Raw genomic sequence first — 13467 nt, 5'->3', positions numbered from 1 at the left:
CCAAGCACGAGAGTGTGAGGTTCAGGATAGAAGAAAAAGATGTAGGATTTATGGTCTGTATGCGGTTTTGAAGGCACATGCCTTTATGATCCTCGATAGCTCAATGGTAGAGCATTCGGCTGTTAACCGAAGGGTTGTTGGTTCGAGCCCAACTCGGGGAGCTGACCTGCAGTAAAAACTGCAGGTCTTTTTTGCTTTTTATAGAATGTATGCTTGATGCGAACAGGAACTGTGAAGTTACAAAAAATGAAAGAAATTAAAAAAAGTACTTGATATTTATAAATATCTATGCTAAAATTGTCAATGTCGCTGAGAGATTCAGCAAAGTAAATAAGGCTCCTTGGTCAAGCGGTTAAGACATCGCCCTTTCACGGCGGTAACACGAGTTCGATTCTCGTAGGAGTCATTTCGTAAAAGTATATACGGATATGCCGATGTGGCTCAATTGGCAGAGCAGCTGATTTGTAATCAGCAGGTTATCGGTTCGAGTCCGATCATCGGCTTCTGGACCTTTAGCTCAGTTGGTTAGAGCAACCGGCTCATAACCGGTCGGTCCTGGGTTCGAGTCCCCGAAGGTCCATTCAAGCTATCAAATATTTTAATATTTGATGCAAAGACAACAAGTTATACTTTTACAATGTATGGCCCAGTGGCTCAGTTGGTTAGAGCGTCGCCCTGTCACGGCGAAGGTCGTCGGTTCGAGTCCGATCTGGGTCGTTTAATGGGATCTTAGCTCAGCTGGGAGAGCATCTGCCTTACAAGCAGAGGGTCACAGGTTCGAGCCCTGTAGGTCCCATTTATAATGAATATGCCGTAGTGGCGGAACTGGCAGACGCCCGGGACTTAAAATCCCGTGGGTAGTGATACCCGTACCGGTTCGATTCCGGTCTGCGGCATTTTTTGCAATATGCATATATAAGAAAACGACTGAAAACCCTGTAAAATCAAGGATTTCAGTCGTTTTTTGTTTTTCTGTGCCGGAACAGAACGGCAAAATCCTGCCCCTTTTTGCCCCTTCAAAATCAGATGATTCATGAAATAGCCTAAGCACGCAGAAATGCGTGCTATTTTTGTACCCATTTTTAAGGAGGTGAGAAACCAGCAGAACGTACGCTATACGCCGGAGATGATGCGAAATGCTAAGATTGATTCGAACCAGTACGAACGGTACAGGGAAGTCCTGAAAGAAGATGCAGGAAGCCTTGCGGATTTCAGGCAGATGAAGTATAATGAGCCTGAAAAATTTGGAAACATGAGCGATCCTAAAACAGGAAAACTAAGATCAGGAGTAACAGTGGACGATATATCCGAAGCATTAAAAACGCTGTTAGATGTCAGAACTGTGAAGACCGACAGGCAGGGGCGAAGAAGTCAGAAGTATATCGGAAAATACGCAACTGTGACAGTAAATCCAGACAGCGGTATACTGCTACAATGTAATCCAACAGACGCCGACTATATTAGGAGAATAAAAAATGCGAAAGTTTAAACTCAAAAGTGATCAAATTGAATTTCTTAAAAAAATGTATCCGGATAATGAACTTGTTCAGCGTGTGCTAAAATCAGAGAAGAATGGCAACTTTGAAATAGATGTTGATACAGAGATTGATTTCATGGAGTATATTGAAGACGAATCCGTATATTGGATGGACGCAAACTATGAAGCATCTCCGAAGACATACATGTTGTAAGGGATGACATTTTTTATCAGACGAATTAGATGATGCTTGAGGTGATGAAGTAAGAGAGCAGAAGATGATCTGACATATCAGGAATATAAGGACAATGTTTTGGATTATATGATGCATTATGAGAGGCTTGGATGGGAACCGAGACAGGTCACAGACTGGATGACAGAAGAAGATAATGAGCTGCTTATTGGCACATCAGAAGCACTCTGGATCATTTCTATCGGAGCTTATGAAGTGGAGCATGACATTCTGGAGGAGAGAGTACTGGAGCAGTTGTCGTATCATATCCCACGCTATGAGATGGGAAAATACAACGACATCACGCCGGAAGAAAGAGAGCTTCTGGAGAAGGATATTGCATTTATCCGCTCGAAAGTCGAATTGTGGAAGCTGAAAAGCTATGATGGGTGATGCTTATGGACAATTTCAAAATCATTTACAAAATACTTTTTACACTGGAAAGGTCCATGGATCTGGAGAAGTTTAATCCGGACAGCATCAGCCCGGAAGCATTGAAGATTTCTGATGAACGTTGGAATAAATACATGGAAATGTTGTTGGATGCAGGATATATAAAAGGGGTAAAGATACAGAAATATGTAGCAGGTGGAACCAGTGTGGATATCGATGATATCCGTATCACTTTAAAAGGTCTTGAATATCTGAGCGAAAACAGCATTATGCAAAGGTTATATAAAGCAGCAAAGGGAATAACGGAATTAGTTCCGTAGTTTTACCACTGGTCTTTCGACTGGTGGTATTTTTGTACCCTTTTTTAAGGAGGTGAGAAACATAAAAAGCAAAACTTATGAAGAATTTGTTGAAAAATTCAAACCGAAGAAAACGACAGACGACTGCTATACACCGATGGATTCTTCAGGGGAAGGTCAGACAAATATTGGATGCTATTGGGGATTGTATTGATAGAAAAGGATTTGCACCACCAGATTATTATGATTACAATGAGTTTGGACGAGAAGCTCAGAAAGTATATGATAGAATTTATGAAAATAACTGTATTTGATTAAAGGAGTATAGTACGCAGAGATGCGTGCTATTTTTATACTTATGCTGATAAAAATCGCCTTGCAGGAAGATGAGAGATAAAAGTAAAATGAGAGATAGATTTGTTAAGAAATATACGGCGAATATTCTTGACGTAAAAATACTGTATGTGTAAAATGAAGAAAATGGAAACGTGAATAAAACATAAAAACAAACTATGAAAAAGAACAGGAGAAGAAAATGAAGCAATTATGGAAAAAATTTGATAAATTGACGGAAATTTGTTATATGAGTGAGCTGGAGGATAACTGTCCTCAGTGGGATGAGGCTTATGAAGTCTTCAAACAACTTGTTGCACAGGGAAGAGAAAAAGATCCGCAGTATGCAGCTGAGATCCTGAAAATGGATGATGCTACGGATTTTGCGTATGGTGTGGCAGACTGGATCGAGGATTATCTGGACGAGCTGGATGCAAGGGAAGAACATGAAAAATTAATGGAAAGATGTGAGGAACTGTTGAATCTGTTCCAGTGGCAGGAAGTATATCCGGGGGATTTGAAGTTTCGGATCGCTTCAGCTCTGGCTGCGGAAGATAAAAAGGAAGAAGCACTGAAATTCTGTGAGAAATGGTATGCAGAAGATCAGCATGAGATGGCTGCAACAGCTCTTGTGTACGCAAAAATGACCCTGAAAGATCTGGAAGGGGCGGAGGACGTTGTAAGAAAATATATTTCAGAAGATACGCCTTGTACAGATGAGAATGATATTCTGTTTATGGCGGCGGCTGATCTGTATCTTGTAAACGGAAAGGAAAAGGAGCGGATGGCAGTTACGGAAGCTCTGCAGAAATACGAACAGGAGTTAGAGGGATATTCGGAAGATATGGAAAGCGATATTTCTTTTGAACTGCCTTTCGAATAAGAAAAAGAGGCTGGAGGAAAAGAAGGATGCAACTGGCATATGTTTTTCTTGGATATTTTTTGGGGAGCATGTTGTTTGGATATCGCATCACATGGCTGTTGAAGGGCGTTGATATCAGAAAACTTGCAGAGGATGAAAATCCGGGAACGTATAATGCATTTGTGTTTGGCGGATTCTGGTGCGGGATTCTGACATTGCTGGCGGATATGGGCAAGGGATATTTGCCGGTGATACTGTATCGTCAGAATTATAGTACAGAGGAGCTGATCTTTGCTCTTGTGATGGCGTCACCGGTGTTTGGACATGCCTTCTCAATTTTTCACGGAAGAAAAGGTGGAAAGGGAATTGCAGTTTCTTTTGGGGTACTGCTGGCGTTGTTTCCAATCTGGAAACCGGTGCTTTTGCTGGCGTTTTTTTATATCTTATTTTCGGTGGTTTTTAAGATCCGTTCACATCGCAGACGTTCAATTGTGACTTTTGGCTGTTTTTGTGTCGGCTGCCTGTCTCTGGTTCCCATACCTGCGATTCTTTTAGGATGTGTCCTGATTTCGTGTATTGTGATCTATAAGCATCATCTGATGGAGGAGAAATCAAATGAAAGTGCTAATCTTATCCTGTAATACAGGCGGCGGACATAATGCGGCGGCACAGGCGATCGCAGAAGCAATCCGTGAGCATGGTGAATGTGCAGAAGTGCTGGATTATCTGTCTCTTGCCGGAAAAGGAGTATCAAAACTGGTCGGGGATGGTTATGTGAAGGTTGTTAAAAAAGCACCGGCCATGTTTGGCATGGCGTATAAACTTGGAATGGTGGTAAGTCGACTGATGAAAAAATCTCCGGTGTATTATGCAAATGCCAGAATGGCACGCTATCTGGAAGAATATCTTCAGGAAAATCCGGTGGATGCGATCGTTATGCCACATCTTTATCCGGCAGAAACGATTACTTATATGCGAAGAAATGGGTTTGCTTTGCCGCTTACGGTGGCCGTGATGACAGACTACACCTGTATCCCGTTCTGGGAAGAAACCGACTGTGACTATTATATTACACCGCATAAAAAACTGCATCCGGAGATCATAAAAAGAGGAATTCCGGCATATAAACTGAAAGCGTTTGGTATTCCGGTATCTAGGCAGTGCCGGGAGGATATTTCCAGAGAACAGGCACGCGATATGCTTGGACTGGAGCAGGAAAAGAAATATTTTCTGCTGGCGGCAGGAAGTATGGGAACAAAAGCAATCGTGCATATCCTGGAACTTTTGCTGGCAATGCGAAGCAAAAAGGAAAATCTTGTGGTCATCTGTGGAAGCAACCAGAAGTTAAAGAAAAAGCTTCAGCAGAAATATAAAAACAGAAAAGAGGTAACGCTTGTCGGTTACACAAAAAAGATGCCTCTTTATCTGAAAGCCTGTGATGTGATCTTTACGAAACCGGGAGGACTGACTTCTACCGAAGCGGCAGTCAGTGGTATCCCAATCGTGCATATCCGGCCGATTCCGGGATGTGAGACGGAAAACAGGAGATTTTTCCGGATGCTTGGAATGAGCGTTTCCGGAAAGACAGCGATTGGTCAGGTGGTAAGCGGTGTGCGTCTGATCCACGATAAAAAAAAGGTAAAACGGATGCTGGAGGCTCAAAAAAGAGAAATAAATCCGGATGCTTCCGAAGAATTGTACTATTTTTTGAACGCAGAGAACCATTCCCCCGCTTCAAGTGTGCAGAGCACTAAGCGGTGAGCAAGTAGCGAAGCGGATTGTGAATGTCCGCTTTACAGAAAATACGAAAAAAATGCACAAATAAGAGCCGAAAAGAATTTGATTTTTGGTTAATCGTTTTGTTATATAACGATTATAATATAGGCGTAACAAGAAAGAACTTAACAAAACCTCTTTGTTGAAGGCTGCTAAGAAATCAGATTTTTGGAGGAAAAGATAAATGAATACTTTAAAAGCTGAAAAAAGAAGCACAGATGAAAAAGCAAAGAAACTAAGAAGAGAAGGATTTGTTACTGGTAACTTATTTGGCAGAGAGATAGAAAATTCTATCATGCTGAAGCTGAGTAAGAAAGATGTAGAGCAGTTGCTCAAAGTAGATAACAAAGGTAGTCAGGTTATGCTGGAAGTAGACGGCAAACAGTATGATGCCCTGATCAAAGACATTCAGTACAATGCAATGGCAAGAAGAGTGGATGAGATTGATTTCCAGGCTCTGGTAAGCAATGAAAAAGTTCATTCCGTTGCAGAAGTCATTCTGGTAAATGCAGAGAAAGTTGCAAGCGGTGTTGTACAGGAAGGTTTAAGTGAGATCGCATACAAAGCATTGCCGGCAGCACTGGTTGATAAAGTAAAAGTAGATGTTGGAAATATGAAAGTCGGCGATACGATCCGTGTAAAGGATCTGGAGATTGCAAAAGATAAAGAGATTGATCTGTCAACCGATCCGGAAGCAGTTGTGGCAACGGTAACAGCCGTACATAATGTTGTACCGGAAACAGAGACAGAAGAGACAGCAGAAGAATAAAATAAAAAGTGGTATAAGAAATAAAAAGCGAAAGGCATCCGTTCTTAAGAATCAGAGAAAATCTGAAGAAAGAACGGATGTTTTTTTTGCTTGAAAAAGAAGGGAAAAGAGTCCAGATGCTTTTTGAGGGATTGAGGTAGCAAAAAGCAGGCAGCTGTGCTATACTCTTAGCAGGAGAAGAATAGTAGAAAACAAAAATTTCGCTTGGATGGATTTTCTGCTGTGATATAGAAATGGGAAGCTTATTCAATCAAGAGAAAAGGGAAGTGTCAGAAGAACGGAGGAATAAAACATACAATGAACATATTTCAGGGATTTCGAAAGCTGCTGTTCTGTGTAATAGCAGCATGTACGGGAATGGTTGTCGGATATCAGCTGAGCCGTGTACTGTTCGCAAATGTGAGACTGTGTCTCGGAATCGGTGCAGTCTGTGCGGTGATCCTTGGTATACTGGCTTTTCGGTTTTACCGGGCGGGGCTGTTTCTGGTCTGTGCAGTACTGATGTTTTTTGTTATAAAGACGCTGCTGCACCGGGAAGACTGGTGGGTATATCCGGTTTCATCACTTGCGGCACTGGCAGCAGGCTACAGTGTTTTTCTGCTTGAAAAACCGGCAGAAAATATTTCAGAGACATCGGATGTCACAGAAGAAAAGGGAAAAGATAAGAGAGAGAAAAAAAGTCACAGAAAAAGAGAAGCAGATGAACAGAAGGAACGTCATGCACGTCGCAGACAGGCAAGAAGCTGAAAAACCAGCGTTCTGTGAATATGGTTTTTCAGTACAAAGAGCGTTTCAGGAAGGAGTTTCTTGTGAAATTTGATATGCATTGCCATACAAAAGAGGGATCTTTGGATGGAAAAGTCGAAATTGAAGAATATATTCGCATTTTGAAGGAAAAAGGTTATCAGGGAATGTTGGTATCTGACCATAATTCTTATAATGGTTACAGATACTGGAGAGATCACATCAAAGGAAAAAAGTATACGGACTTCGTAGTGCTGAAGGGAATTGAGTATGATACAAACAATGCAGGACATTTTCTGGTAATTCTGCCGGAAGGTGTAAAGCCGCGTATTTTGGAAATGCGAGGGATGCCGGTAGAATTGCTGACCAGGGTCGTACATGCTTACGGAGGAATTCTCGGACCGGCACATCCGTTTGGAGAGAAATATTTAAGTTTTGGAAGTTCTAAGAAATATCAGCGGAATCCGAAGATCATGCAGGAGTTTGATTTCCTTGAGGCATACAATTCCTGTGAAGTGGAAGAACGGAATCAGGAAGCAAAGAAGGCGGCCAGAAAGTATTTTCTGGCAGAGTTTGGAGGAAGTGATTCTCACAAAGCGGACTGCATTGGAACGGCATATACAGAATTTCGTGAACCGATCCATACAGAATCCGATCTGATCGAGCAAGTGAAACGCAGAGCACCGATCAAGGCAGGCGGCACGTATTATCATGGTACGACCAAAGAAAAAATCGGCAAGGCGAACGATCTGCTGTTGTATTCTTTCTGGGTCTACAACAAAGTGGCCGGTTTTGCCAAATACAACAAACGCAGAAAGCAGCGAAAATATCTTCCGCTTTCCATCAGTGGCGGTCAGGGATTATACGATCCGGCCAGTCAGAAAGTTCCGCATTGAGAATGGCAGTAAACATCCGGTTTTTGACACCAGGATTTTCCAGGTTCAACTGACGCAGAAGCTGTTTGCTGTACTCGCGGCGTGTATGTCCGTCAGCCGGACAGGGACTTTTGGCAACCGGGAGCTGATATTTATGCCAGAATCCGATCACATCCGCTTCATCGACAAAAAACAGCGGACGGATCACAGTCAGATCCATCTGATCTAAATATGTTTTCGGTGGGAACGAGTAAAAGCGTCCTTCATAAAGAAGAGACAGAAGCATAGTCTCGATCACATCATCCTTATGATGTGCGTAGGCGATCTTATTGCAGCCAAGTTCTTTGATGGCAGCATTGAGAGCGCCTTTTCTCATTTTAGCACACAAAGAACATGGGTTGTTTTCACGGCGTTCTTCAAAAATGATCCGGGCAATCTGTGTATCCACGATTTTATAGGGAATTTCAAGCGTCCGGCACATTCTTTTGATTGGCTCCAAATCAAGATTCTGGAAACCAAGGTTCACGGTGATGGCAGTCAGATCAAACGATTTCGGATAAAAGCGTTTCAGACCATAGAGTGCACACAGAAGCGTCAGGCTGTCTTTTCCTCCGGAAATGCCGACTGCGATGTGGTCGCCTTCGTCGATCATCTGGTAAGTATCGACTGCCTGACGGGTGAGACTTAATAATTTCTGATATTTCATAGCTATACTCCTTCAATATTCGACTGAAATAATATGATATGATGCCAGGGGCAAAAGGTCTAAATCCACATGAGCTTGCTCATAGGTGGATGAAAGACCTTGGGACCCGCCCCTATATGAGCATAAAAGTGGGATGATAATCCCACGATATGCGAATACTGGGGTGGATTGTTCTGTACTTCGCACTTTCAAAATTCTGGCATCATGGAATAACAAAACCATACCTTATAAATGAGAAAAAGTCAACGATTGCAATTCATATCCAGAGTCGGTATAATAAAATAAATCAGGGAACAAATGGAGAAAAAATGGATGCATCCATTTTTATATCGACAGGTTCTGCTAAATGATAAAAAGCCTGGGGAATGTGTCAGACTATGGAGAAGAAAGGCAGGAGATGAAAATGTGTCAGTATGACAGAGAATCAAAAAAAGCGGAAGAATTTATCAATCACGAGGAGATTCTTGAGACGCTTCGCTATGCGGAAGAAAATAAGCATAATGAAGCTCTGATTGCTCAGATCCTTGAGAAAGCAAAAAAGAGAAAGGGACTGGAACACAGGGAGGCGATGGTGCTTCTGGACTGTGATATCGAGGAGAAAAATCAGGAGATCTACGCTCTTGCAGAGCAGATCAAGAAGGATTTTTACGGCAATCGAATTGTTATGTTCGCACCGCTGTATTTATCAAATTATTGTGTGAATGGATGCGTATACTGTCCATATCATGCAAAGAATAAGCATATCAGCCGCAAAAAGCTGACACAGGAAGAGATCCGAAAAGAAGTGATCGCACTCCAGGATATGGGGCATAAGCGTCTGGCACTGGAGACAGGGGAGGATCCGGTCAACAATCCGATCGAATATGTGCTGGAAAGTATCAAGACGATTTACAGCATCAAACATAAAAACGGAGCGATCCGCCGAGTGAATGTAAACATTGCTGCGACAACGGTGGAAAATTACCGGAAACTGAAAGAGGCAGGAATCGGAACTTATATTCTTTTTCAGGAGACCTATCATAAAGAAAGTTATGAAAAACTGCATCCGACCGGACCGAAGCACAATTACGCTTACCATACTGAGGCGATGGACCGTGCCATGGAGGGGGGGATTGACGATGTAGGCATCGGTGTACTGTTTGGGCTGGAATTGTACCGTTATGAATTTGCAGGACTTCTGATGCACGCAGAACACCTTGAGGCGGTACATGGTGTGGGACCGCATACGATCAGCGTGCCGCGTATCCGCAGAGCCGATGACATTGATCCGGAGACCTTTGATAATGGCATTGACGATGATACGTTTGCAAAGATTGTGGCATGTATCCGTATTTCTGTTCCGTACACCGGCATGATCGTCTCTACGAGAGAAAGTCAGGCCTGTCGTGAACGGGTGCTGCATCTTGGTGTATCACAGATCAGCGGAGGTTCCAGAACGAGCGTTGGCGGTTATGTAGAACCGGAAGCGGAAGATGATAATTCTGCACAGTTTGATGTCAGTGATAATCGATCCCTGGATGAGGTTGTAAACTGGCTGATGCACCTTGGTTATATTCCGAGTTTCTGTACCGCATGTTATCGCGAAGGAAGAACGGGAGACCGTTTTATGAGCCTGTGCAAGAGCGGTCAGATCCAGAACTGCTGTCATCCGAATGCATTGATGACATTAAAAGAATATCTGATGGATTATGCATCAGAAGATACCAGAAAAATCGGTCTGAAACTGATCGAGAAAGAGATTCCGAATGTACCAAGAGAAAAGACAAGAGAGATACTGGAGTACCACTTAAAAGAGATTGAAGACGGTCAGAGAGATTTTCGTTTTTAATGCAAGAGTGTCGGGAGGAAGAAGCCTATGAGTCTGAATGCAACGCCGGCGTCAGAACGTATCCATATCGGGATTTTCGGCAAACGAAATGCCGGAAAATCAAGCCTGATCAATGCACTGACCGGACAGAATCTGGCAATCGTATCCGATGTTTCCGGGACAACGACAGATCCGGTTTATAAAGCGATGGAGCTTCTGCCGTTAGGTCCGGTGGTACTGATCGACACGCCGGGAATCGATGATGAAGGTGAGCTTGGAAAGCTTCGAGTAAAGAAAAGTTATCAGGTGTTAAATAAGACAGATATTGTACTCCTTGTGTGCAGTGCAGTTGAGGGGATTACAGAAGAAGAGCAGAAATTACTGAAGCAGATCGAAAAAAAGCAGATACCCTGTATCCTTGTCATGAATAAGGCGGATCTGCTGGAAGAGTGTCAAAAAGGGCAGCAGTTCAAAGAGAGAGCAGAAAATGCTGCATCTGTGAGAGGACAGAAGATTCCGGTATTGTGGGTCAGTGCTGCAAAAAATCTTCAGATCCGTGAACTGAAAGAAAAGATTGCTTCCGGAATAGAACAGAAAAAGCCAGAATATCCTTTGGTAGAGGATCTACTTGAGATGGGAGATTTTGCAGTCCTAGTTGTGCCGATTGATAAGGCGGCTCCGAAAGGCAGGCTGATCCTGCCGCAACAGCAGACAATTCGCGGCGTGCTGGAAGCAGGTGCAACAGCGGTTGTGGTAAGAGACGATGAGCTTTGTGATACGCTCCAGAATCTTGGAAAAAAGCCAAAGCTTGTAATCACGGACAGTCAGGTGTTTGGCAAAGTGGCAAAAGAAATACCGTCAGATGTAATGTTGACTTCATTTTCCATTCTTTTTGCACGCTACAAAGGCGAGCTGGAAGTACAGGTACGTGGAGCAAAAGCTCTGGATCATCTGAAAAATGGTGATAAAGTGCTGATCTGTGAGGGATGTACGCATCATCGCCAGTGTGGTGATATCGGGACAGAGAAGCTTCCGAACTGGATTCGCAAACACACCGGGCAGGAGATAGAGTTTCATTTTACAAGCGGCACGGAGTTTCCGATGGATCTGTCAGAATACAGAATGATCATTCACTGCGGCGGCTGCATGCTCAACGAGCGGGAAATGAAATACCGGATCGCCTGTGCACAGGATGCTGGTATTCCAATCACCAATTATGGCGTGGCGATCGCTTATATGAATGGGATTTTGAAAAGAAGTGTGGAAGTTTTTCCGGAAATATGGAAAACACTATAGTAATAGAGATAAGTATTTTCAAGTCGAACGCACGTGAGACTTGGTGCGTGATTCTGGTCAGCGAAAGCTGACATATTCTTCTTAGAATCACTGCACATTCTACACAAGAAGCAGGTTTCTCGATCTGAGATCCCTGCTTCTTGTTGTTTTTTACCTGTAAATACCGTATACCTGTTTAAGAATGTATCTGGCATACTTACTGTGAGGTGCACGTCTATACATCACATGATATATTTTTCTGTGCACATTGAGGTATGATTTAGAAACCTGCTTCTTTGAGCACTTTTTCAGCTGCTGCGGTGTCGTTGGTAACACACAGAACAGCGTAGTTTCCGGAAGTCTTGATGATCGCATTGTCCAGGTTCTTTACTTCATCTGCGTTGTAGGAAGAGTAAAGATCGGACTGATTTTTTACACGTGTTTCAAAAAGTCCTTTTACTTCTGAAACATAAGAGCTGTCGCTGCATTTGATGACAACAGCTTCGCATGCAGTAGCACCGGTACCGACGTAAGCAGCACAGGAATCAATTTTGGAAGTGTCTACCAGGTAAGTGGAAGCTAGGATATCTTCGGAAATAGAAGAAAGGGTGTCTCCGCTTGCTGTTTTGGAAAGATCTTCTGCAAGTTTTGCAGGGTCTGCTGTGACTTCTTTGCCGGAACCGCCGCATCCGGTCAGCATGACACCGATCATAGCGATGGTCACAAGAAGTGTGATGAGTTTTTTCATGGTTTCTAATCTCCTTTGCTTTATGTTTTATTAATGTGAGAACAGACTTTCATCTGCCTCAAATAATGTTCCGAAAACGGACAAGCTGAAAAAATCATACCGTTTCGGAAACATGATTTCTGTATGCTCTGCCAGGTTACAAAGAAGCACCGGAAGCAGTTTCACTCTCAGATGCAGTTTCGCTTTCAGAATCACTGGAACTGCTGTCAGCTGTCACATAATGCGTGTGCAGATAATCCAGCCATTTTGCACAGTATTCCGGATACATATGGATACCGTCGCTGGTAGCATCGGCGGCAAGTGCACCGTTTCCGTTGGATAACACTTCGTTTGGATTCAGATAATAATAACCATTGGCACTGCAGATTTCAAGGATAATCTGGTTGACCGTGTCAATGTTAGTGTTGTTTACATAGTCGCCGGTCTGAACTTTGGCTTCCTCCACGTATGGCACGGCACTGACATAAAAAATGGCATTCGGCATCAGTTTGCGGAGTTCTGCAAGACATTTTGTATAATTCTTGCGGAATTCTTCAAAATCCGGATAACCAAGGTCGTTGGTACCGATCATGATGTACATTTTTTTGAAAGAATTGTTTTTCAGTGCCTGTATTACGGTTACATTTCCACTGGCAGTAGATATGTACGGTGTCTCAAAAATATCCGTGCAGTTCATGCCGACACCGGTCAGGAACGTTCCCTGCGTAATGCCGGACTGCATATGGAATCCCTCGACTCTGGAATCACCGATAAATACAGCATCAGAAAAGTAAGAATCATCCACCGGCGTTGCCTGTTTTTTTACAATGCATCTGTCGTCCACAGTAACGGAAGAAGTGGAGGTAGATCCGGCTCCGTTTACAAATGGTGTGACGTTGGCAGGATATTTGGAAGCGGTTTCCGATGAAGTCTCACTTTCTGCCGTAGCTTCGTCCTGATTCTGAAAATCACTGGAAGAGAATATTTTGTTGAGTTGCTCATCTACCTGCTTGTTTATGCCGCCTTTGGAAGCGATATTGATGATCAGACGACCTTCAAAAACAACTAAAAACGCAAAGACAAGCAGGAGCATATTAAGAAAGCGGGCGGTTTTACGCGGCTTTCGTCTTTTCTGCTGTACCATAATGTCCCCTCTTAATCTTAAAGTATAAAGTATTGTAAAATAATAATA

Annotated in this window: 16 protein-coding genes and 7 tRNA genes; 20 read left to right on the top strand and 3 right to left on the bottom strand. The window is 43.0% G+C overall.

The window, feature by feature from the left end; translation table 11 throughout:
• Positions 1 to 89 precede the first annotated feature (89 nt).
• The 18 genes from GPK60_RS01235 (at position 90) to GPK60_RS01150 (ending at position 7781) form a co-directional block, all read left to right on the top strand.
• Positions 90 to 161, top strand: a tRNA-Asn gene (locus GPK60_RS01235).
• Positions 162 to 334: 173 nt separating this feature from the next.
• Positions 335 to 406: transfer RNA gene (locus tag GPK60_RS01230), tRNA-Glu, on the top strand.
• A 24-nt stretch (positions 407 to 430) separates the two neighbouring features.
• Positions 431 to 503 (top strand) — tRNA-Thr (locus GPK60_RS01225).
• Between the two features lie 3 nt (positions 504 to 506).
• Positions 507 to 580 (top strand) — tRNA-Ile (locus tag GPK60_RS01220).
• A gap of 63 nt (positions 581 to 643) precedes the next feature.
• Positions 644 to 717 (top strand) — tRNA-Asp (locus tag GPK60_RS01215).
• 6 nt (positions 718 to 723) lie between these two features.
• A tRNA-Val gene (locus GPK60_RS01210) sits at positions 724 to 796 on the top strand.
• 14 nt (positions 797 to 810) lie between these two features.
• Positions 811 to 896, top strand: a tRNA-Leu gene (locus tag GPK60_RS01205).
• A 161-nt stretch (positions 897 to 1057) separates the two neighbouring features.
• Positions 1058 to 1489 carry a hypothetical protein gene (locus GPK60_RS01200; protein WP_215658704.1) on the top strand — a complete coding sequence of 144 codons (432 nt, stop codon included), beginning with the start codon at positions 1058 to 1060 and terminating at the stop codon, positions 1487 to 1489.
• Positions 1476 to 1691: a hypothetical protein gene (locus tag GPK60_RS01195; RefSeq protein ID WP_215658703.1), complete on the top strand. Its 216-nt coding sequence runs from the start codon at positions 1476 to 1478 to the stop codon at positions 1689 to 1691. The genes GPK60_RS01200 and GPK60_RS01195 overlap by 14 nt, the downstream gene beginning before the upstream one ends.
• A 99-nt stretch (positions 1692 to 1790) precedes the next feature.
• The gene (locus GPK60_RS01190) at positions 1791 to 2102 is read left to right on the top strand and encodes a hypothetical protein (protein WP_173896225.1); all 312 of its coding nucleotides are present in this window, start codon (positions 1791 to 1793) and stop codon (positions 2100 to 2102) included.
• A 5-nt stretch (positions 2103 to 2107) separates the two neighbouring features.
• On the top strand, positions 2108 to 2422 hold the full coding sequence (locus GPK60_RS01185) for a YjcQ family protein (protein ID WP_173896224.1): 315 nt from the start codon (positions 2108 to 2110) through the stop codon (positions 2420 to 2422).
• 77 nt (positions 2423 to 2499) lie between these two features.
• Positions 2500 to 2715: a hypothetical protein gene (locus tag GPK60_RS01180; protein WP_215658702.1), complete on the top strand. Its 216-nt coding sequence runs from the start codon at positions 2500 to 2502 to the stop codon at positions 2713 to 2715.
• 221 nt (positions 2716 to 2936) lie between these two features.
• Entirely contained in the window at positions 2937 to 3617 is a 681-nt protein-coding gene (locus GPK60_RS01175; protein ID WP_147631827.1) for a hypothetical protein, read from the top strand.
• A gap of 26 nt (positions 3618 to 3643) precedes the next feature.
• Positions 3644 to 4237: a glycerol-3-phosphate acyltransferase gene (locus GPK60_RS01170; protein WP_215658701.1), complete on the top strand. Its 594-nt coding sequence runs from the start codon at positions 3644 to 3646 to the stop codon at positions 4235 to 4237.
• Entirely contained in the window at positions 4212 to 5357 is a 1146-nt protein-coding gene (locus GPK60_RS01165; RefSeq protein ID WP_215658700.1) for a glycosyltransferase, read from the top strand. The genes GPK60_RS01170 and GPK60_RS01165 overlap by 26 nt, the downstream gene beginning before the upstream one ends.
• Positions 5358 to 5556: 199 nt before the next feature.
• A complete protein-coding gene (locus GPK60_RS01160) occupies positions 5557 to 6141 on the top strand; it encodes a 50S ribosomal protein L25 (protein WP_022118755.1) in 585 nt (194 codons plus the stop codon).
• A gap of 297 nt (positions 6142 to 6438) precedes the next feature.
• On the top strand, positions 6439 to 6888 hold the full coding sequence (locus GPK60_RS01155; protein WP_215658699.1) for a hypothetical protein: 450 nt from the start codon (positions 6439 to 6441) through the stop codon (positions 6886 to 6888).
• A gap of 62 nt (positions 6889 to 6950) precedes the next feature.
• Positions 6951 to 7781: a PHP domain-containing protein gene (locus tag GPK60_RS01150; protein WP_147631830.1), complete on the top strand. Its 831-nt coding sequence runs from the start codon at positions 6951 to 6953 to the stop codon at positions 7779 to 7781.
• On the opposite strand, the gene GPK60_RS01145 is transcribed toward GPK60_RS01150, so the two are convergent.
• Positions 7729 to 8466, bottom strand: a complete 738-nt coding sequence (locus tag GPK60_RS01145; protein WP_147631831.1) for an ATP-binding protein — start codon at positions 8464 to 8466, stop codon at positions 7729 to 7731. The two genes, GPK60_RS01150 and GPK60_RS01145, sit on opposite strands and share 53 nt — an antisense overlap.
• A gap of 403 nt (positions 8467 to 8869) precedes the next feature.
• Between GPK60_RS01145 and hydG the strand changes: the two genes are divergently transcribed.
• Positions 8870 to 10294, top strand: coding sequence for a [FeFe] hydrogenase H-cluster radical SAM maturase HydG (gene hydG, locus GPK60_RS01140; RefSeq protein WP_022118751.1), 1425 nt, complete (start codon positions 8870 to 8872; stop codon positions 10292 to 10294).
• 27 nt (positions 10295 to 10321) lie between these two features.
• Positions 10322 to 11569, top strand: a complete 1248-nt coding sequence (gene hydF / locus GPK60_RS01135) for a [FeFe] hydrogenase H-cluster maturation GTPase HydF (RefSeq protein WP_215658698.1) — start codon at positions 10322 to 10324, stop codon at positions 11567 to 11569.
• 259 nt (positions 11570 to 11828) lie between these two features.
• Here the strand turns inward: hydF and GPK60_RS01130 are convergent, their stop codons facing one another.
• Positions 11829 to 12296 carry a DUF4358 domain-containing protein gene (locus GPK60_RS01130; protein WP_022118749.1) on the bottom strand — a complete coding sequence of 156 codons (468 nt, stop codon included), beginning with the start codon at positions 12294 to 12296 and terminating at the stop codon, positions 11829 to 11831.
• Between the two features lie 136 nt (positions 12297 to 12432).
• Entirely contained in the window at positions 12433 to 13419 is a 987-nt protein-coding gene (locus tag GPK60_RS01125; protein WP_173865695.1) for a GDSL-type esterase/lipase family protein, read from the bottom strand.
• Positions 13420 to 13467 lie beyond the last annotated feature (48 nt).

Origin of the sequence: Ruminococcus sp. MCC718 (assembly GCF_018783905.1) — a bacterium.
Lineage (GTDB): Bacteria > Bacillota > Clostridia > Lachnospirales > Lachnospiraceae > Hominisplanchenecus > Hominisplanchenecus faecis.
Note: the sequence above shows the minus strand (reverse complement) of the source record. Positions and strands in the feature narration are given on the sequence as shown.